Consider the following 18259-nt stretch of genomic DNA (forward strand, 5'->3'; position numbering starts at 1 on the left):
GGCCCCGGGAGGCGAGCTGGGACAGAATCTGAGGCGTGATGTTCGGGATTCTCGGTGCGACGCGGGTCGTGGGTGACGGCGGCGGCGAGGTCGGGATCGGGGGGCCGCGGCGGCGGGCGCTGCTCGCGTTGCTGCTGCTCGACGCGGGACGGGTGGTGGGCACCGAGCGGCTGGTCGACGGGCTGTACGGGGACGAGCCGCCCGCCGGCGTGGGGAACGCCGTGCAGTCGCAGGTGTCGCGGCTGCGCCAGGTGCTGCCGGTGCCGTTGGAGGGGCACCCCTCCGGGTACCGGCTGGCCGTGGAGCCGGAGGCGGTGGACGCGCACCGGTTCCAGCGGCTGGGCGCGCAGGGGCGGGACGCGTTGGCCGCGGGGGATGCGGAACGCGCCGCCGAGGTGCTGCGGGAGGCGCTCGCGCTGTGGCGCGGGCCCGCGTTGGCGGACGTGGGTGACGCGCCGTTCGCCGCCGCACAGGCCGTACGGCTGGAGGAGTTGCGTACGGCTGCGGTCGAGGACCGAGTCGAGGCCGATCTCGCGCTGGGGCGGCACCGGATGCTGGTCGCCGAACTGGGCGAGCTGGTCGGAGCGTATCCGCTGCGGGAACGCCTGCGCGGCCAGCTGATGCGGGCGCTCTACGGCGGCGGGCGGCAGAGCGAGGCCCTGGAGGCGTACGAGACCGCGCGGCGCGACCTCGCGGAGAGCCTGGGCGCCGACCCGGGGCCGGAGTTGGCGGCGGTCCACCTCGCGGTGCTGCGCGGTGATCCGGCGCTGCTGCCGGTGACGCCTGTGCTGCCGGTGACGCCTGTGCTGCCGGTGGCGCCGATGAAGCCGGTGGCGCCCGGTCAGGTGGCGGGGGCGGCGCCGGGGGTCGCATCGGCGTCGGCGGCAGGGAGTGTTTCACGTGAAACATTGCCCACGCTCTCGCCCGGCGCCGCGTCTGCCGCCGCGACCGGCGCCCGAGCCGCCACCGCCGGCGCACCCCGCGGCCCGCGGCACGACCTGCCCGCGTCCCTCACCAGCTTCATCTGCCGCGACGCGGAACTGGCACAGGTCGGTGACCAGTTGGCCGGGGCCCGACTGGTCACGCTGACCGGGCCGGGCGGCGCCGGCAAGACCCGGCTCGCGGTCGAGGCGGCCCGCCGCCATCCGTATGACGCGACGTTCGTGGACCTGTCCGGACTCGGCGCGGGCGCGGAGCTGCCACGGGCCATCGGCGCGGCGCTCGGTCTGCGCGACGGAGGTCTCGCGCTCACGGCCGCTCACGCCGCGCCGGGCACGGCCGCCCACGCCGCGCCGGGCACGTCTGCTCACGCCGCGCCGGGCACGTCCGCTCACGCCGCCCCGGCCGTCGACGCCCACCCCGGGCCCGGCACCGCGCCCCCCACGACCGCCGCCTCCCCCTCGGTCCCCGATCCTGTCCCCGGTCCCGCCGCGTGGATCGCCGGGGCCCTGGAGAGCCGGCCCACCCTCCTCGTCCTCGACAACTGCGAACACCTCGTCGAGGACGTCGCCCGCCTCGTCGAGGCTCTGCTCGCCGCCGCGCCGCAGGCCCGCGTCCTCGCCACCAGCCGGGAGGCGCTGGGCATCGCCGGCGAGGTGGTGTGCCCGGTCCCGACGCTGCCGGTGCCCGCGCCCGGCGCGGACCCGCAACGCGCCCTCGCCTTCCCCGCCGTGCGGCTGTTCGCCGAGCGCGCCGCGGCCGTCCGCCCCGGCTTCGACCCGACGGCCGACCCGGCCGGGGCAGCGGCCGTGCTGCGGCTGTGCGCCGCGCTCGACGGGCTGCCGCTGGCCATCGAACTGGCCGCCGCGCGGCTGCGGTCGATGTCCGTCACCGAGATCGCCGACCGGCTCGTCGCGGCGCCGGCCGACGACGCGCCGTACAGCCTGGGCGTGCGGCCCGACGCGCTGTTCCGGCTGCTGTCGCGCGGCAGTCGCACCGCGCGGCCGCGCCAGCGCACGCTGCGCGGCGTCGTGGAGTGGAGCTGGGACCTGCTGCCCGAGGACGAGCGCGCGGTGCTCCGCCGAGCCTCGGTCTTCGCGGGCGGCTGGACCCTGGAGGCCGCGGAGGCGGTCTGCGCCGACCCCGCCGACCCCGCCGGCTCCGCCGGTTCCGCCGACCCCGCCGGTTCCGCCGACCTCCGCACCCCCGACCCCGCCCGCCCGCGCATCGCGCCCGACGACGTCCTCGACCTGCTCGCCGCCCTGGTCGAGAAATCCCTCGTCGTGGCCCACCAACCCGCCGGCGCCGGTGGGGTCCGCTACCGCATGCTGGAGTCGATCCGCGCGTACGCCGCCGAGCGGCTCGCCGAGGCGGGGGAGAGCGCGGACACCCTGCGCGCCCACACCGCGTACTTCCTGGGCGTCGCGCTCGACGCCGACCCGCACCTGCGCCGGGCCGAGCAGTTGGACTGGCTGCGGCTGCTCTCCGACGACCGCGACAACCTCCAGGCGGCGCTGCACCGCAGCCTCGACGCGGGCGACGTCCGCACCGCGATGCGGCTGATCGCCGCGCTGTCCTCGTACTGGCTGCTGCGCGGCGTGCGGTACGAGGGAGCGGGAGCAGCCCGCAGGGTGCTCGCCGCGCTCGGGCCGAACCCGCCGCGCGGCATGGAGGAGGAGTACGTCCTGAGCGTGCTGGCCGTGGTCGGCACGCGCTCGGGCACCGAGGGCTTCGACGACCACGTGGCCGTCGCGACCCGGCTGGTGGACGCCATGAACCGGGTGTCGAGCCGCTTCCCGGCGCTCACGCTGCTGTGGGCGCCGTTCGCGGGGGTGCCGGAGGGCGACGTGGACACGCTGGAGGTCCTGGAGGAGTTCCTCGCCGAGCGCGACGACCCCTGGTACCGCGCGCTCGGCCACCTCGGCTCGGGCTTCCAGGCATGGTTGGTCGCGGGGGACGCCGCGCGCGCCGAGCGGCACTGGCGGGCCTGCCTGGACGGTTTCCGCGCGGTCGGCGACCGCTGGGGCATGATCACCTCCCTCGGCGTGCTGGCCGACCTCGCCGACCACCGCGGCGAGCCCGCCACGGCCACCGGCCTGCTCGGCGAGGCGCTGGGGCTCGCCGAGGAGCTGGACTCCGCGGTCGACATCGCCGAACTGCTCTGCAGCCGCGCCTCCTACGCGCTGCGCGCGGGCGACCACGCCGGGGCCGCCGCGGCCTGCGAGCGGGCCGTCGAGCTGTCCCGGCGGGCCGGCGCCGCGGACACGCTGGCGCTGGCGCACCTCGGCCTGGCCGAGACGGCCCGGCTGCGCGGCGAACTCGCCGCCGCGCAGGCGCTGTGCGAGCAGGCGCTCGCCGAGTGCCCGGCCGGCTGGTTCTCCGGCGCCGGCATCAGGACCGCGGTGCTGATCGCGATGGCCAAGATCGCGATCGCGGAGGGGGACGCGGACCGGGCCCGTACGGGGCTGGCGCAGGCCGTGGCGGGCGACCCCGCGGGCCTGCGCTTCCCGCGGTCCGGGGCCTCGGCCTGCGAGGCCGCCGCCGGACTCGCCCTCCTGCGAGCCGACCCGCGGCAGGCCGCCGCGCTGCTCGGCGCCGCCGAGGCGCTGCGCGGCAGCCCGCCGGCCGCCGACGCGGACGCCGCCGCGGCAGCCGCCCGCGCCGCGCTGGGCGACGAGCCCTACGACGCCGCCAGGACCGCTGCCGCCTCCGCCGACCGCGACACCGCCCTCGCCGCGGTGACCGCCTACCTCACGTCCCCGGCCGCCTGACCGGAGCGGGCGGTCGCCTCACCGGCCCCGGCACAGCGCCCCGCGCAGCGCGGACACCCGAGCGCAAGCCCAGCGCATGCGCACCGCCCGCCCACACGCACGCGCCCACGCCCGCCCACGCACCCCCATCGCACGCGCGGTGCGGGCGCGGTGCGCGTGCGGTCAGGGCGCGGTCAGCGCGGACCCGCACCCTCCTGGGCATGACACCGAAGACCCCGCACCCATCGACCACCGGGCAGGATTCCGCGACCACCCGGCAGACCCCCGCGACCGGGCAGGCGCCGCGGACCTCCCCGCGCACCGGCGCGGCCACCGCCGCCGGAGGCGACCCGCGCCGGTGGGCCGTCCTGGCCGTCTCCTGCGTCGCCGCCGCGCTGCTCGGCATCGACAACAGCGTGCTGACGTACGCCGTCCCCTCCCTGTCCCGGCAGTTGAACCCCTCCTCCACCCAGCTGCTGTGGATCGTCGACGTCTACGGCTTCGTGCTCGGCGGCCTGCTGATCGTCGCCGGCGCCCTGGGGGACCGGATCGGCGGCAAGAAGCTGCTGCTGACCGGCGTCGGCGGATTCGGCGCGGCCTCCGCGCTGACCGCCTACGCGCCCAGCCCCGAACTGCTCATCGCCGCACGGGCGCTGCTCGGCCTCGCGGGCGCCACGATCATGCCGTCCACGCTCTCGCTGGTCCGGACCGCCTTCACCGATCCCAGGGAGCGGACCACCGCGATCGGCGTCAGCGGCGGCGTCGCGGCGGCCAGTTTCGCGCTCGGCCCAGTCGTCGGCGGGCTGCTGCTCGACCACTTCTGGTGGGGCTCGGTGTTCCTGATCAACGTGCCGCTGATGGCGGCGATCCTGGTCGCGGGCGCGCTGGTGCTGCCGGAGTCGCGCAGCGCGCACCCCAGGCCGCTGGACTGGGCGAGCGTGCCGCTGTCGATCACGGGCATGTTCGGCGTCATCTACGCGATCAAGACCGCGGCCCGCGACGGCGTCGACGAGCCCGCGGTGTGGATCGCCGCGGCGGTCGGCGCGCTCGCCCTCGCCGCCTTCCTGCGCCGCCAGGGCCGGCTGGCCGCGCCGCTGCTGGAGCTGCGGCTGTTCCGCAACGAGGCGTTCTCCGGGACGATCGGCGCGAACGTCGTCACGATGCTCGCGTCCACCACCCTGTCGCTGGCCTGCTCGCTGTACTTCCAGGTGGTCCGCGGCTGGTCGCCGCTCACCGCCGGCCTGGCGCTGCTGCCGGGACCGCTGTCCGCGGCGTTCGCGGCGCCGCTGGCCACCCTGCTCGTCCCGCGGATCGGGCGCGCCCGCACCGTCGCGCTCGGGCTGCTGCTGATGGCGGTCAGCACCGCGGGCATCGGGATGCTGACCGCGCACACCGCGTACTGGAGGATGCTGCCGGTCCTGGTGGTCAACGGCGTCGGGATCATCTTCACCTTCGCGGTCACGTCCGACACGATCCTGGCGAGCGCGCCGCGGGACCGCACGGGCTCGGCCGCGGCGATCTCCGAGACGTCGATGGAGCTGGGCGGCGCGCTCGGCATCGCGATCCTGGGGTCGGTGCTGACCGCGGTCTACCGCGGCGCCGTCTCCCTGCCGCGAGGGCTGACCGGCGCTCAGGCGTCCGTGGCACGCGAGTCGGTGGCCGGCGGCGTCGACACGGCCGGCCGGGTGGGCGGCCCGCTGGGCCGCCGGATCGCGGACGCGTCCCGCGAGGCGTACCTGCACAGCTTCCACGTCACCACGCTGATCGCCGCCGCGGTCATGCTGGCCGGCGCCGCCGTCGCTCTGTGGACGCTGCGGAACGTCCCGGCGGAGCTGCCCGGCGACGCGGACCCGGTGCCGCGGCCGGCCGCGGCACCGGTGTCGGCGCCGTGACCGGGCCGTCGCCGGCGCGTCCGCGCGTCCGCGCGCGCCCTCATGCGTCCCTGTGCGTCCGGTGCGTCCGGTGCGTCCGGTGCGTCCGGTGCGTCCGGCAGAACGCGCGACGCCGCGGGTCCGGTCCGGGCGCGCCACGCGCCCGCTCGCCCCGCGCGACACCCGCGCCGGTCCGCGGCCCGCACGCTGCCCGCACGCCGCGCGCACGCCGGGCGGGTCATCCGGGGAATGCCCGGGTGACCCGCCTTCGGAGCGACGCCGACGCCCGCGCCGACGCCCCGCCGCGTAGGGACGCCCCGCCGCGTGGGCGACGCCCCGCCGGGTCAACGGCGCCCGCCGCGCGTGCGGCCGCGACGCCGCCGCGTCAGCGGTCCTCGTCGTCCCGCCGGTCCGCGTCCGCCTGCTTCGCCTCGACCTCGGGGTCCAGGTCCCCGCCGACCGAGCCGTCCACGCGGTCCACCTTCGGACCGGAGCCGTTGAGCGAGGCGGAGCCCTCGTCCAGCGGGTCCACGACCGTCAGCGTGCTGCCCGGGCCCACCCGGTCGTCGACCTCGGTGGCCTCCGCGGGCTCCACCAGCCAGTCGGGGCTGGTCTGCTTGCTCCACCACTTGTACGCGGCGAACACCGCGCCGCCGGCGAGCCCCGCGACCACCAGGGTCCGCAGCACCCGGCCGGCCTGCCGGCGCCTGGCCCGCTGCCGGACCAGTCGCTCGATCTCCGCGGCGGTCACCCGGCCGCGCAGCGCCTGGATCGCGGCCGCGCCGCGCACCGCGATCTCGTCCTTGGCCGGGACCGCGACCGCCATCGTGGAGGCCACGGCGGCGCCGACCTTGGGCGCGGTGAAGTCGGCCGCGGTCCGCGCGCCCTCCTTCGTACGGCGGGCGGCGGTCTCCACCGCGTCGGCCGCCTTGGGCGGCACCGCCGCCCACACCTGCTCGCGCGCCTGACCGACCCTGGGGGCCAGCCGCGCGTCGTACTTCTCCTTGGCGAGTGCGCCGGCCTGCCTGCCGTACGTACCGGCCTGGCGGCCGTACTGCACGGCGCTCTCCTTGGCCGTGCTCGCGTACGGGGCCGCCACCTCCGCGGCGTGCCGCACGCTGTCCTTCGTCACGTCGGCCGCGTGGCGCACGCTGTCGATGCGGGTCACAGGAACCTCCTCCTCGGTGGCGTACGGTTTTCGCCTTTCCACCCGGTTCGACATCATGCCCGGCAGCGGGAGCCACGGCATGCGCGGCGGGGCATCCGGGTCAGCGCCCCGGCCGGCCCGCGTCCCCGCACGCGGTTCGGGAGCAGTTCGGGGGAAGGCGGCGGCGGCACGACGCGGCGTGCGAGGATTTGTCCTCAGCAACTTCCGACGAGGCCGAGGCGGACCTCACCGGTGCGAGGGAAGGCAGATCGTGGCCGAGCAGCTCTACGCGACCCTGAAGACCAACCGCGGTGACATCGTGGTGCGGCTGCTGCCGAACCACGCCCCGAAGACCGTGGCGAACTTCGTCGGGCTCGCCGAGGGCACCCGTGAGTGGACCGACCCGCGCACCGGCAGCCCGACGACCGCGCGGCTCTACGACGGCACGGTGTTCCACCGGGTGATCTCCGGCTTCATGATCCAGGGCGGCGACCCGCTCGGGAACGGCACCGGCGGCCCCGGCTACGAGTTCGCCGACGAGTTCCACCCCGACCTGGCCTTCGACCGCCCCTACCTGCTGGCGATGGCCAACGCCGGCCCGGGCACCAACGGCTCGCAGTTCTTCATCACCGTCGCCCCGACCACCTGGCTGACCCGCAAGCACACCATCTTCGGCGAGGTCGCCGACGACGCCAGCAAGAAGGTGGTGGACGCGGTCATCGGCACGCCGACCAACCCGCGCACCGACCGCCCGCTGGACGACGTGGTGATCGAGACGGTCGTCATCGAAAAGCGCTGAGAGGCGCTGACAAGCGCTGGAGCGCCGGAGTACCGGGAAGGGCCGAAGGACCGGGAAGCGCCGAAGGACGCTGACAAGCGCTGGAGAGCCTGCGGGCCGCGCCGGCCCGCCCGACGGGAACACCCCGCCCCGCCCGGACGTATGACGGTCGGGGCGGAAACCGTACAGCCGGCGCACAGGTCGCGGGCGTCGTCAGGGAGAGGGCTTCGATGGATCAGCAGCAGGCGGTCACCTGCTACCGGCACCCGGACCGGGAGACGGGCATCCGCTGCACCCGCTGCAACCGACCGATCTGCCCGGACTGCATGGTCAACGCCTCGGTGGGCTTCCAGTGCCGCGAGTGCGTCACCGCACAGCACAGCGGCCATGTGCAGCCGCGCACCATCGCGGGCGGCACCGTCGCCGCCGACCCCTTCCTGGTCACCAAGATCCTCATCGGGCTGAACATCGCGGTGTTCATCCTGGTCAGGACGGTCGGCTACCGGCTGGTGGACGATCTGGGGCTGTACGCGATCTGCGGGCGCGATTTCGAGGGGCAGCAGCGGTGCTTCGGCGTCGCGCAGGGCGCCGACCAGTGGTACCGCCTGCTCACCTCGGCGTTCCTGCACTGGGAGTACTGGCACATCGGCTTCAACATGCTGTCGCTGTGGTGGATCGGCGCGCCGCTGGAGCAGCGGCTGGGCCGCTCCCGCTACCTGGCGCTGTACGTCGTGTCGGCGATCGGCGGCAGCGCGGTGGCGCTGCTGCTGTCCGCGGACGGACTCACCCTCGGCGCCTCGGGCGCGATCTTCGGCCTCTTCGGCGCGACCGCCGTCTACATGCGGCGGATGAACTACGACATGCGCCCGGTGATGATCCTGCTGGCGCTGAACATCTTCTTCAGCTTCACCTGGCCGAACGTCAGCTGGGAGGGCCACCTCGGCGGCCTCGTCTCCGGGACCCTGGTGGCGATAGGCATCCTCTACGCGCCGCGCGAGCGCCGCACGCTGATCCAGTGGGGGACGTGCGCGGGGGTCCTGGTGCTGTCGCTGGCCGTCGCCGGCATCGCTGTGGCACAGGTCACTCCCTGAACCCGTCGCGCCCCCGTGCCCCTGGCGTTGATCACACGTTATCCACAGCGTGACGGTCCCGACCGTCCTGTTGTGCACAGCAGGTGGGAACGGCTGTGCGGAGGGTCACCGGTCCGGGTTTGTCCTGCAAGATCACAGCAAGGGCAACGAAAAGACCGGTGGCCGCGGGTGGGCCACCGGTCGTACCGGCGTCAACCTCGTAGAGGTTATCCACAGATCTTCCGACCTTTTCCCCACTGTGGATACCCCTGTGGATAACCCTGTGGACAGGTCGGTGGACAACGCTGTGGACCGGCGTGTGGAGTGCTACTTCCACTGGGTCGAGACGACGAACCCGCCCGCGATGAAGCCGAAGCCGATGACGATGTTCCAGTTGCCGAGCGGGTCCACCGGCAGGCTGCCCTGGGTCACGTAGAACAGCACGATCCAGGCCAGACCGACGATGAAGAACGCCAGCATCAGGGGCGCCACCCAGCTGCGGTTGCCCAGCTTTATGGCGGTGGCGTTCTTCGCCGGGGGCGGGGTGAAGTCCGCCTTCTTGCGAATCCGTGACTTCGGCACGAGGGGTTCTCCTGTCGATGCGCGCTACTACCGCTTCCGGGCGTCGGTTAGCGTAGGGGCTACTCGGGCTGTCAAGGAGACAGGGTATTTGGTGACCGGAACCGGTGGCACCTCCCCCACCCCTTCTTCCTCCCGTTCTGTTCATCGCACGGTAGTCCTGCGAGTGCTCAGTGCGGGAGTCTTCGCGCTGGCCGGGCTCATCTTCTGGACGAGTTTCGACACCGCCAAGGGCGTCGACATCCGCAGTGACGACCCGCTGCCCAAGCTCTCGGACAACGTGCGGGCCAAGAACAACCGCAACGCCGAGCTGGACGCCCAGGTCGCGGCCGAGCGGCGGGAGGTCGACGAGCTGGCCGGCCGCGGCAGCGGGCTGAGCCCCGCCGAGCGGGCCCGGCTGGCCGCGCTGGACACGGCGGCCGGCACCGCGCCGCTGACCGGCCCGGGGCTGGAGGTCACCCTCGACGACGCCCCGCCGAACGCGGTGCCGCTGGAGCCCGGCGTCCCCGACCCGCAGCCGAACGACCTGGTCATCCACCAGCAGGACCTGCAAGCCGTGGTCAACGCGCTGTGGCAGGGCGGCGCCGACGGCATCCGCGTCATGGACCAGCGGCTGATCTCCACCAGCGCGGTCCGCTGCGTCGGCAACACCCTGATCCTCCAGGGCCGCGTCTACTCGCCGCCCTACCGGATCACCGCCGTGGGGGACCAGGACGCGCTGCGCAAGGCGATCGCCCGCAGCCCCGCGATCCAGAACTACCTCCAGTACGTCCAGGCGTACGGACTCGGCTGGAAGGTCTCCGCACCGGGCAAGGTCACCCTGCCGGGCTACTCGGGGTCGGTGAACCTGACCTACGCGAAGCCTGTGGACCAGCAGTGAAAGGGCGCCCCAACCCATGCCAATGCTTTGTCCTGGCGGGCCTCCCTCCGAGCCGATCAGCCTCTACTCTGTTCCGGGGACCCACGAGGAAGGCAGCAGCACATGTACGGCTGGATCTGGCGGCATCTGCCGGGTAACGCCTGGGTGAGGGCGTTCATCTCGCTCGTGCTGGTCCTCGCCATCGTGTACCTGCTCTTCCAGGTCGTCTTCCCGTGGGCGGAACCGCTGCTTCCGTTCAACGATGTGACGGTGGACAACAACAACGGCCTGCACGCCGTCACGCACGGGGTGACCGCCCTCCGATGAGCGCTCGCATCCTCGTGGTGGACAACTACGACAGCTTCGTCTTCAACCTGGTCCAGTACCTCTACCAGCTCGGCGCGCAGTGCGAGGTGCTGCGCAACGACGAGGTCTCCCTCGCCCACGCCGACGAGGGCTTCGACGGCGTGCTGCTGTCGCCCGGCCCCGGCACACCGGAAGAGGCGGGGGTGTGCGTGGACATGGTCCGGCACTGCGCGGAAACCGGAGTGCCGGTGTTCGGCGTCTGTCTGGGCGTGCAGTCGATCGCGGTGGCCTACGGCGGCGTCGTCGACCGCGCCCCCGAGCTGCTGCACGGCAAGACGTCCGCGGTGACGCACGAGGGCGTCGGCGTCTTCGCCGGGCTGCCCAGCCCGTTCACCGCGACGCGCTACCACTCGCTCGCGGTGGACCGCGCCACGCTGCCCGAGGAGTTGCGGGTCACCGCCTGGACGGAGAACGGGATCATCATGGGGCTGCGGCACCGCGACGCCGCCGTCGAGGGTGTGCAGTTCCACCCCGAGTCGGTGCTCACCGAGTGGGGACACCTGATGCTCGCCAACTGGCTGGGCGAGTGCGGCGATCCGGCAGCGGTGGAACGCTCCCGCGGCCTCGCCCCCGTGGTCGGTGCGGGCGGCCCGGCCGGGAGGGCCGGGGCGTGACCACGCTCCGACCGGAGCGTCCCGCCGACGGCCCGATGTCCTACGAGGACACCGGGCAGTTCGAGGTGGTCGTCGGCCAGCTGGCCGACCCGCTGAACGACCCCCTCCCGTCGCGCCCCCCGGTCGTCCCCGACCACCCGGAGGAGCCGACACCCCCCGCCGCCCCGCCGAACGCCACGGGGGCCCCGAGCGCCACCGCGCCGGGCCCGCTGAACGCCTCGACGCCGCCCGTGTCGCCGACGCGCGCCACGCATGCCGCTCCGGCCGCGCCGTCCAGCGCCGCCGCACCGCCGCCCGCGCCGAGCGCTGCCGCGCCGCGGTCGACCGCGCGGCACGCCGCGCCCGCGCCGCCGGTGACGCCGGAGGCCCCCGCCGAGCCCGCCTCGCCGTGGTTCCGGGCGCCCGCGGACCGCGAGCCCCGGGGACCGCAGCGGCCCGCCTCGCACGCCATACGTCCTCCCGACGCCGGTCCCGTGCCGCCCGTGGCTCCGGCCGCTCCCGGGCCCGTACGGCCGCCTGAGCCCGTACCGGCGCCCGCGCCGGTCCGCGCGCCGGAGCCGGCCGGTGCGCCCGAACCCGTAGCCGCGCCGGACGCCGGAGCGGGAGCCGGGGGCGGCGGTGACGACGACATCGCCGCGACCGCGCAGCTTCCCGTCGTCGACGCGGCGCTGCCGGCCGAGTCCGCGACCGCGCCGCTGCTCGCGCCGCCCGCGGACGGCGGCAGGGCCGCCCGGCGCAAGGCCGCGGCCCGCGGCGGCCACCGCGCGAAGGGCCGCGGGCCCGCGGCAGGAGCAGCGGGAGCGCCCGGCGCCGCCTCCGCCGCCTCGGAGAGCGCCCCGCCCGCTCCCCGATGAGCCGCGTCGAGGCCAGGAAGGCCGCCAAAGCCGCCAAGGACAGCCCCGCGGTGGTCATCAGCCGTATCGTCGGCGAACTGTTCATCACCACCGGCGTGCTGATGCTGCTCTTCGTCACCTACCAGCTGTGGTGGACCAACGTCCGCGCCCACCAGCAGGCCGCGAGCGCGTCCAACAACCTCGAACACCAGTGGGCGAAGGGCACCGCGCAGGGCCCGGACCGCAACCCCGGCACCTTCTCGCCCGGCGAGGGCTTCGCGATCATGTACATCCCGAAGCTGGACGTCAAGGCGCCCATCGCGCAGGGCGTGGACAAGCACAAGGTGCTCGACAAGGGCATGGTCGGGCACTACGACGGCTCGCTGAACACCGCGATGCCGTGGGACAAGACCGGCAACTTCGCGGTCGCCGCGCACCGCAACACCCACGGCGAGCCGTTCCGGTACATCAACCACCTGGTGCCGGGCGACAAGGTCGTGGTCGAGACGGCGAACGCGTACTACACGTACCAGGTGACCAGTTCCCTGGCCTCCACGCCGCCGAGCAACATCGGCGTGCTCAAGCCCGTGCCGGCCGGCTCCGGCTTCACCGCCCCCGGCCGCTACATCACCCTCACCACCTGCACCCCCGAGTTCACGAGCACCAACCGGCTGATCGTGTGGGGCAAACTTGTCGAGGAACGCCCCCGCAGCGCCGGCAAGCCGGACGCGCTCCTGCAGGGCTGACGGCACGGCGCGGTGGCCTCACGCGCCGACGCCGGCTCCGACGAAGCCACGAAGCCACGAAGCGACGAACGACCGAAGAACGGACCAGTGTGACCAGCGACCAACGCGGCGGACGCGGACGCGTCGCGGCCACCATCAGCGTCATCGGCGAGATCCTCATCACCCTGGGCCTGCTCCTGGCCCTGTTCGTCGTCTACTCCCTGTGGTGGACCAACGTCATCGCCGACCGGCACGAGAAGGCCGAGGCGAAGAAGGTGCGGCAGCAGTGGGCGCAGTCCGGGCCCACCGGCGGGAACGCCGCACCCAAGGGCCTGGACACCGGTGACGGCATCGGCTTCCTGCACGTCCCCGCGATGGGCAAGCACTACGAGGTGCTGGTGAAGAAGGGCACCTCGACCAAGGTCCTCAACGAGGGCGTGGCCGGCTACTACACCAAGCCCACGCCCTCCGCGCTGCCCTGGGACCCGACCGGCAACTTCACGCTCGCCGCGCACCGCGACGGCCACGGCGCGAAGTTCCACAACATCGACAAGATCAAGGACGGCGACCCGATCGTCTTCGAGTCCAAGGACACCTGGTACGTCTACAAGGTCTACAAGATCCTCGACCAGACCTCGAAGTACAACGTCGCCGTCACCGCCCAGGTCCCGAAGGAGTCGGGCAAGACCAAGCCCGGCCGCTACATCACCCTGACGACCTGCACCCCGGTCTACACCTCGCGCTACCGCTACATCGTCTGGGGCCAACTCGTCCGCACCCAAAAGGTCGACCCCCAGCGCACGCCGCCGGCCGAGCTGCGATAGCTCGGCCGCGCCATCGGATGTGGCCCGGAGCAAGTCGATCCGGTGTAACGGCTGTGTCGTATGTGGTGAGGCGAACGAGTCGTGTAGCAGCAGATGGCGGCTGCGAGGCCGAGGAAGGCCAGGTAGTTGCGGGAATGGCGTTCGTGACGGTGGTAACTGGTGAGCCAGGACATGGTTCGACGACCCATCTGCGGCGGCCGACGCGCTCGCTGGACTCGGCTTTTTTCCTGGCGATGCGGCACCCATGTCCTTGCCCCCAACCACTTTTCGCAGGTGGGGGACGTCGTACGCCTTGGCCGCATGGAGCTGACGGGGCTTGAAGTACCGGCCGTGGCAGGGATCGTGTCGGCTTGGGTGGTCGTCGACCATCGGCTTCAGCGCGAGGCTGTCGTGGAGTTCGCTGCGGAGACGCCGACGAGGAGGGGCAGTCCGTTCGCGTCCGACAACACGTGCATCCTGGAGCCCGGTTTAGCCCGGTCCACGGGGCTCCGACCCGTGAGGTCGCCCCCTTTTGGTGCGCACGTGGACCGAGCCGAGGACTGCGCGGGACGGATCGGGCAGGCTGGCGTCGTCCTGGTGATGCAAGATCTCCTCGTGTAGCCGTCCCCAGGCACCGGCTCTTGAACAGATGAGGAAGCTGCTGTGAGCCGTCGACTTCGATAGCCCGAAACGCAGGGCAGAGCCCGCCGGGCGCACTTAGAAGTCGTTTCTCTTGGTGAACGGGCGCGGGGCATCATGACCATCGGTAGAGGCCGCTGCGGGAGAGGACGGGTACGGCAGATGTCTGGAGGCGTAACGGCGGCTTTGACGGAGTTGTGGCAGCAGCACTGGCCCAACTGTCCTCCGGTTGGGTACAAGCTCCGCGACCCGTACCGGAATGCCTGGGTGCGGTTCCACAGCCTGCCGGAGTCGAAGCGATACGCGGACGACGAGAGCGAGTACACCGTCGTCCTGGAGCGGTACAACACCGTCCTCGATGAGTTGTTCGCCGGTGAGGATGTCTATGTGATCACTCCAGTTTGGGCGACCGAAGCCGAGGTTCCGCCATTCCAGCCAGATGCTGGCTACTGGCAGAGCCTGTTGGTGGAGGACGATCCAGATCCGGAGTTCCGTACCTACTGCCACCTCTTCGCCGCCCGCCAGCCCTGGCGATACGGCTGCCTCGACGAGCTGCTCCGCGACATCGCGGACGACAATGTTGCGGGAGTCCTCATCACCGACACCCAGATGGGGCGTATCTACCACCCCTACGACGGTGGCGCCGATGTCTTTCTCGCCACGCCCGAGGAGCGGGATCAGATGCGCGATCGGCATGCCGACTGGCTTTCCCGTCACCCGTCGGGTCTCTGACGGGACTGGTTCACCACCCCGCCCTCGTGGTGGGAATCAGGTGGTCAGCCGACGGAAGCAGATACGGAGGGCAGCTATGCCGACGAAGGCGAGGAAGTGTTCGGCCTTGCGTTCGTAGCGGCGGTGGAGGCGGCGGCAGCCGGCCAGCCAACTTACGGTCCGCTCCACTACCCACCGGTGATGGCCGAGCCGCTGTGAGGACTCCACGTCCTTGCGGGCGATGTGGTGGCGGATGCCAAGGTTGCGAAGCCACCGACGCAGATGGTCGTAGTCGTAACCCTTGTCGGCGTGCAGCTTCGCCGGGCGCCGACGGCGCGGGCCGCGGCGGGAGCGGATGGGCGGGATCCGGCGCACAAGCGGCTCCAGGCCCAGGCTGTCGTGCATGTTCGCACCGGAGATACCCAGGGACAGCGGCAGCCCGTTGCGATCGGTGATCAGGTGGATCTTCGATCCCAGCTTGCCTCGATCGGTCGGATTCGGTCCCGTCAAAGGCCCCCTTTTGCAGCCCTGACACTGACCGAGTCGATCGCGCACCGCGACCAGTCAAGCTCACCCCGAGCACCGAGTTCGTCGAGCATGACTCGATGCAGCCGGGCCCAGACCCGGTCCCGGCTCCACTGGGCAAAACGCCGGTAGACCGTGGGCCAGGCCGGCCCGAACACCGGCGGCAGCTGCCGCCAGGTGCAGCCTGACGTCGCCACGAAGATGATCGCGGCCAGAGCGTCACGGTCACCGGCCCGGCGCCGGCCACCGCCCTGCGGGCGCTTCACCTCAGTCGGCGGCACCACCCGCCGGAACAGCACCCACAACTCCTCCGGCACCAACCGCTCAACCAGATCTGTCATGCACGGCGCAACGAACGATCACGCCAAAGGAAGCGACCTCTTACAGCGGCTAACACAATGAGGTGGTTCGGTCCTGGTGGCCCTGTCCAGGGTGGTTGTTGCGCGTTCGGTTTGGTGTGAGTGCTGAGCCGTGGAAGGTGTCGGATGACTTGTGGCAGCGGATCGAGCCGCTGTTGCCGAGGCGGGAGCGGCGGTTTCGGTATCCGGGCCGCAGGCCGGTGCCGGACCGGGATGTGCTGTGCGGGATCTTGTACGTGCTGCATACCGGGGTGCAGTGGGAGTACCTGCCCAAGGAGCTGGGCTTCGGCTCAGGGATGACGTGCTGGCGGCGGCTACGGGACTGGAACGAGGCTGGAGTCTGGCAGCGTCTTCACGAGGTCCTGCTCGCCGAGCTCAACGCGGCCTCGCGCCTGGACTGGTCACGATGCGTGGTGGACTCTTCGCACGTCAGGGCGTTAAAAGGGGGCTCGCGACGGGCCCGTCGCCGGTCGACCGAGGCCGGGCGGGCTCGAAACACCACCTGATCACCGACGGGCACGGCACCCCGCTGGCAGTGCTGCTCACTGGCGGCAACCGCAATGACGTCACCCAGCTCCTGCCACTGCTCGACGCGGTTCCGCCGGTGCGCGGCCGACGTGGCCGCCCGCGCCGCAAGCCCGACTCGCTGTTCGCCGACCGCGGCTACGACCACGACGTCTACCGCGACCAGGTCCGCGCCCGCCGCATCGTGCCGGCCATCGCCCGCCGGGGAACCAGGCACGGCACCGGCCTGGGAACCTACCGCTGGGTCGTGGAACGCACCTTCGCCTGGCTCCACGGGTTCAAACGACTCCGCACCCGCTGGGAACGAAGGGCCGACATCCACGAGGCCTTCCTCAAACTCGCCTGCTGCCTCATCACTCACCGACAACTCAGCTCATTGTGTTAGCCGCTGTTATTGACCAGGACGTAGGTGATCGCTGCAAACAACGTCTCGTCAGGCGTGTCCTGCGTTTCTCCATCCTGCAGACGCACCTTGGACGGCGGGATCAGTGGCTTCGCGCTATCCCATGACCCCGTCCGGAACACTTCCAGCTCCAGGTACCCCGCTCCGTGCGGAGCCCAACGAGTGACCTCCAAATGGGACGCGGTATAAATATCATGGTAAGCAGGTCTTGTTCGATATTAATGTCCCATTCTGCACTGCTTTCAAATGAGATATAAAATGGCTCATCGGGTGTGATCTGCATAATATGGCAAGTGAGAAGTTTGATCGATTTTCACCCCATTGCCTGCTGCACCTCTGGGTGTCAGAATGAATAGAGGGAATCAGCGAGTCAGGCGAAGGAGAATGAGATGCGCAAGGCTGTCTCTGTAGTTGGAGGTGCTCTGCTGCTGCTGGGGGAGGACTCGTCTTCTCACCATCGGCCAGTGCTGCCACGGCGGCGTACGGATGTAGTGGCAGCGAAATTGACACCTACCCGATGTATGGGATCAATGGGCCCTTGCAAGGGGTGGAGGAGGCGAATGTGCATCTTTACTACGACTCGTCGACTGGTGACAACTGTGCCGTGACGGTTTCCACGACTGCCGGCGGGTACGGAACGAGCAAGTTCATGGCGGTCGAGTTGGCTGAATGTGCGCAAACTTCACCCGCGTCGACCTGCTCGATCATTCCGCCTACGCATACTGATCAGGGAAGCTATGCGTATTATGCCGGTCCCGTGACTGTGCATGCTCCTGGTCACTGCATCTACGTGTTCGGCGAGCAGAATTATCGCACGTCGGGCGCCGACTTCGTGAGTGGGGCCGTCCACTGTGGATGATTTCGTCGTCTATGGAATCGGCTGAGTCGGGAAATTCGAGCCACGGCTGTGGGCATTTCTCCTGTGGGTGGGGTGCTGAGGGCTGAGCGGGTGCGGGTGGTGGCGGTGTACACCGCACGAACCTCACAATTCGGCAGTTGGCGCCGCTGTTCGGGGTCTCGCCGGCAATGGTCTGCCGGGTGAGCCAGAAGCTGGTCCGCTGCTCGCGCTGGGGCCGGTGGCGCGTCGCACGGAAAATGCGGAGCGGTTGTGGATCGTGGACGGAACGCTGATCCCGGTGCGTGACCGCACCCTCGGAGCGTCGTCGCGCAGCTACCGGTTCTCGGCGAACGTGCAGGTCGTCATCAATGCGGACACCCGTCTGGTGGTGGCCACCGCCCGTCCGGCGCGGGGCAACCGGGCCGATGCGCAGGTCTGGCGCGCTTCGGGCCTGCCCGAGCAGTGCCAGGACGCCACCGTGCTGGGCGACGGCGCGTACATCAACACCGGCCTGGTCGTCCCGCACCGCAAGCACCCCGGCCGGTCCCTGCTTCCCGGCGAGGAAGCCGACAATGCCGAGTACCGACGGGTGCGGTCCCGTGTCGAGCACGCCTTCGCCCGCATGAAGACCTACAAGATCCTCCGCGACTGCCGCCAGAAGGGTCCCGCCCTCCACCACGCTGTCCAAGCCGTCGCCGGTATGCACAACCTTGCCTTGAGCGCATGATCACGCCGACCCGCAACCAGGCGTAGCGACGGAGATGCTGCGATCGGGAGCCAGGGTGTCGTGCTTGTGCAGGCGCACCAGACCGACGAGTTGGCTGCCGCAGAAGCTTGCAGTGGCGGTCACATTTTCGGTGACGATGAGCATGGCGACCGCGCAACCAGCGTATGAGGCAGGCTGGGCGCAGCAGCATAGGAGGCC

The 18259-nt window shown here is 71.7% G+C and carries 15 protein-coding genes and 4 pseudogenes; 13 read left to right on the forward strand and 6 right to left on the reverse strand.

Features of this window, described 5'->3' with window-relative positions; genetic code table 11:
- Nucleotides 1-38: 38 nt before the first annotated feature.
- Nucleotides 39-3710, forward strand: a complete 3672-nt coding sequence (locus tag VSR01_RS19960) for an AfsR/SARP family transcriptional regulator (RefSeq protein WP_326453725.1) — start codon at nucleotides 39-41, stop codon at nucleotides 3708-3710.
- Between the two features lie 200 nt (nucleotides 3711-3910).
- Nucleotides 3911-5581 (forward strand): MFS transporter, encoded by a 1671-nt coding sequence (locus VSR01_RS19965; RefSeq protein WP_326450549.1) that lies wholly within the window; start codon nucleotides 3911-3913, stop codon nucleotides 5579-5581.
- 364 nt (nucleotides 5582-5945) lie between these two features.
- Here VSR01_RS19965 and VSR01_RS19970 read toward each other — a convergent pair whose 3' ends face one another.
- Nucleotides 5946-6728, reverse strand: a complete 783-nt coding sequence (locus tag VSR01_RS19970; RefSeq protein ID WP_326450550.1) for a DUF5324 family protein — start codon at nucleotides 6726-6728, stop codon at nucleotides 5946-5948.
- A gap of 250 nt (nucleotides 6729-6978) precedes the next feature.
- Here VSR01_RS19970 and VSR01_RS19975 point away from each other — a divergent pair, with 250 nt between their 5' ends.
- Both VSR01_RS19975 and VSR01_RS19980 read left to right on the forward strand, forming a co-directional pair.
- Complete coding sequence (locus tag VSR01_RS19975; protein WP_326450551.1) at nucleotides 6979-7506, forward strand: peptidylprolyl isomerase; 528 nt, start codon at nucleotides 6979-6981, stop codon at nucleotides 7504-7506.
- 209 nt (nucleotides 7507-7715) lie between these two features.
- The gene (locus VSR01_RS19980) at nucleotides 7716-8576 is read left to right on the forward strand and encodes a rhomboid family intramembrane serine protease (protein ID WP_326450552.1); all 861 of its coding nucleotides are present in this window, start codon (nucleotides 7716-7718) and stop codon (nucleotides 8574-8576) included.
- 306 nt (nucleotides 8577-8882) lie between these two features.
- On the opposite strand, the gene crgA is transcribed toward VSR01_RS19980, so the two are convergent.
- Nucleotides 8883-9137, reverse strand: coding sequence for a cell division protein CrgA (gene crgA, locus VSR01_RS19985; RefSeq protein ID WP_326450553.1), 255 nt, complete (start codon nucleotides 9135-9137; stop codon nucleotides 8883-8885).
- 163 nt (nucleotides 9138-9300) lie between these two features.
- Here crgA and VSR01_RS19990 point away from each other — a divergent pair, with 163 nt between their 5' ends.
- From VSR01_RS19990 to VSR01_RS20010, 6 genes are all read left to right on the forward strand, one after another.
- On the forward strand, nucleotides 9301-10014 hold the full coding sequence (locus VSR01_RS19990) for a DUF881 domain-containing protein (RefSeq protein WP_442785496.1): 714 nt from the start codon (nucleotides 9301-9303) through the stop codon (nucleotides 10012-10014).
- Between the two features lie 102 nt (nucleotides 10015-10116).
- Entirely contained in the window at nucleotides 10117-10320 is a 204-nt protein-coding gene (locus VSR01_RS19995) for a hypothetical protein (protein ID WP_326450554.1), read from the forward strand.
- Nucleotides 10317-10973 (forward strand): aminodeoxychorismate/anthranilate synthase component II, encoded by a 657-nt coding sequence (locus VSR01_RS20000; protein ID WP_326450555.1) that lies wholly within the window; start codon nucleotides 10317-10319, stop codon nucleotides 10971-10973. The genes VSR01_RS19995 and VSR01_RS20000 overlap by 4 nt, the downstream gene beginning before the upstream one ends.
- Nucleotides 10970-11827, forward strand: a complete 858-nt coding sequence (locus tag VSR01_RS37865; protein ID WP_442785497.1) for a hypothetical protein — start codon at nucleotides 10970-10972, stop codon at nucleotides 11825-11827. The genes VSR01_RS20000 and VSR01_RS37865 overlap by 4 nt, the downstream gene beginning before the upstream one ends.
- Nucleotides 11824-12552 (forward strand): class E sortase, encoded by a 729-nt coding sequence (locus tag VSR01_RS37870; RefSeq protein ID WP_442785498.1) that lies wholly within the window; start codon nucleotides 11824-11826, stop codon nucleotides 12550-12552. Before VSR01_RS37865 ends, VSR01_RS37870 begins: the two co-directional genes overlap by 4 nt.
- A gap of 89 nt (nucleotides 12553-12641) precedes the next feature.
- On the forward strand, nucleotides 12642-13355 hold the full coding sequence (locus VSR01_RS20010) for a class E sortase (protein WP_326450556.1): 714 nt from the start codon (nucleotides 12642-12644) through the stop codon (nucleotides 13353-13355).
- Between the two features lie 61 nt (nucleotides 13356-13416).
- Here VSR01_RS20010 and VSR01_RS20015 read toward each other — a convergent pair.
- A pseudogene (locus tag VSR01_RS20015) lies at nucleotides 13417-14056 on the reverse strand (transposase); the annotation flags it as partial.
- A 79-nt stretch (nucleotides 14057-14135) separates the two neighbouring features.
- Between VSR01_RS20015 and VSR01_RS20020 the strand changes: the two are divergent.
- On the forward strand, nucleotides 14136-14705 hold the full coding sequence (locus tag VSR01_RS20020; RefSeq protein ID WP_442785499.1) for a DUF3885 domain-containing protein: 570 nt from the start codon (nucleotides 14136-14138) through the stop codon (nucleotides 14703-14705).
- Nucleotides 14706-14741: 36 nt separating this feature from the next.
- On the opposite strand, the gene VSR01_RS20025 is transcribed toward VSR01_RS20020, so the two are convergent.
- Nucleotides 14742-15550 (reverse strand): IS5 family transposase gene (locus VSR01_RS20025; protein WP_326450558.1). Its coding sequence is split into 2 segments (ribosomal slippage): nucleotides 14742-15200 and nucleotides 15203-15550, totalling 807 coding nucleotides; the frame shifts between segments, so codons are not numbered across the junction.
- 62 nt (nucleotides 15551-15612) lie between these two features.
- On the opposite strand from VSR01_RS20025, the pseudogene VSR01_RS20030 reads away from it, so the two are divergent.
- Nucleotides 15613-16478: pseudogene (locus tag VSR01_RS20030) on the forward strand (IS5 family transposase).
- Between the two features lie 8 nt (nucleotides 16479-16486).
- On the opposite strand, the pseudogene VSR01_RS20035 reads toward VSR01_RS20030, so the two are convergent.
- Nucleotides 16487-16692, reverse strand: a pseudogene (locus tag VSR01_RS20035) (hypothetical protein); the annotation flags it as partial.
- Between the two features lie 744 nt (nucleotides 16693-17436).
- Between VSR01_RS20035 and VSR01_RS20040 the strand changes: the two are divergent.
- Nucleotides 17437-18061, forward strand: a pseudogene (locus VSR01_RS20040) (transposase family protein); the annotation flags it as partial.
- Here the strand turns inward: VSR01_RS20040 and VSR01_RS20045 are convergent.
- Nucleotides 18062-18205 carry a hypothetical protein gene (locus VSR01_RS20045; protein ID WP_326450559.1) on the reverse strand — a complete coding sequence of 48 codons (144 nt, stop codon included), beginning with the start codon at nucleotides 18203-18205 and terminating at the stop codon, nucleotides 18062-18064.
- Between the last annotated feature and the right edge of the window lie 54 nt (nucleotides 18206-18259).

The sequence above is a fragment of the Actinacidiphila sp. DG2A-62 genome, assembly GCF_035825295.1.
Lineage (GTDB): Bacteria > Actinomycetota > Actinomycetes > Streptomycetales > Streptomycetaceae > Actinacidiphila.

Excerpts from the sequence above, each read along its gene's own strand:
- VSR01_RS19995 (WP_326450554.1), top strand. The coding sequence starts at position 10,117 with ATGTACGGCTGGATCTGGCGGCATCTGCCGGGTAACGCCTGGGTGAGG.
- VSR01_RS20020 (WP_442785499.1), top strand. The coding sequence starts at position 14,136 with ATGTCTGGAGGCGTAACGGCGGCTTTGACGGAGTTGTGGCAGCAGCAC.
- VSR01_RS37870 (WP_442785498.1), top strand. The coding sequence starts at position 11,824 with ATGAGCCGCGTCGAGGCCAGGAAGGCCGCCAAAGCCGCCAAGGACAGC.
- VSR01_RS20045 (WP_326450559.1), bottom strand. The coding sequence starts at position 18,205 with ATGCTCATCGTCACCGAAAATGTGACCGCCACTGCAAGCTTCTGCGGC.
- VSR01_RS19960 (WP_326453725.1), top strand. The coding sequence starts at position 39 with ATGTTCGGGATTCTCGGTGCGACGCGGGTCGTGGGTGACGGCGGCGGC.
- VSR01_RS19965 (WP_326450549.1), top strand. The coding sequence starts at position 3,911 with ATGACACCGAAGACCCCGCACCCATCGACCACCGGGCAGGATTCCGCG.
- VSR01_RS19980 (WP_326450552.1), top strand. The coding sequence starts at position 7,716 with ATGGATCAGCAGCAGGCGGTCACCTGCTACCGGCACCCGGACCGGGAG.
- VSR01_RS20000 (WP_326450555.1), top strand. The coding sequence starts at position 10,317 with ATGAGCGCTCGCATCCTCGTGGTGGACAACTACGACAGCTTCGTCTTC.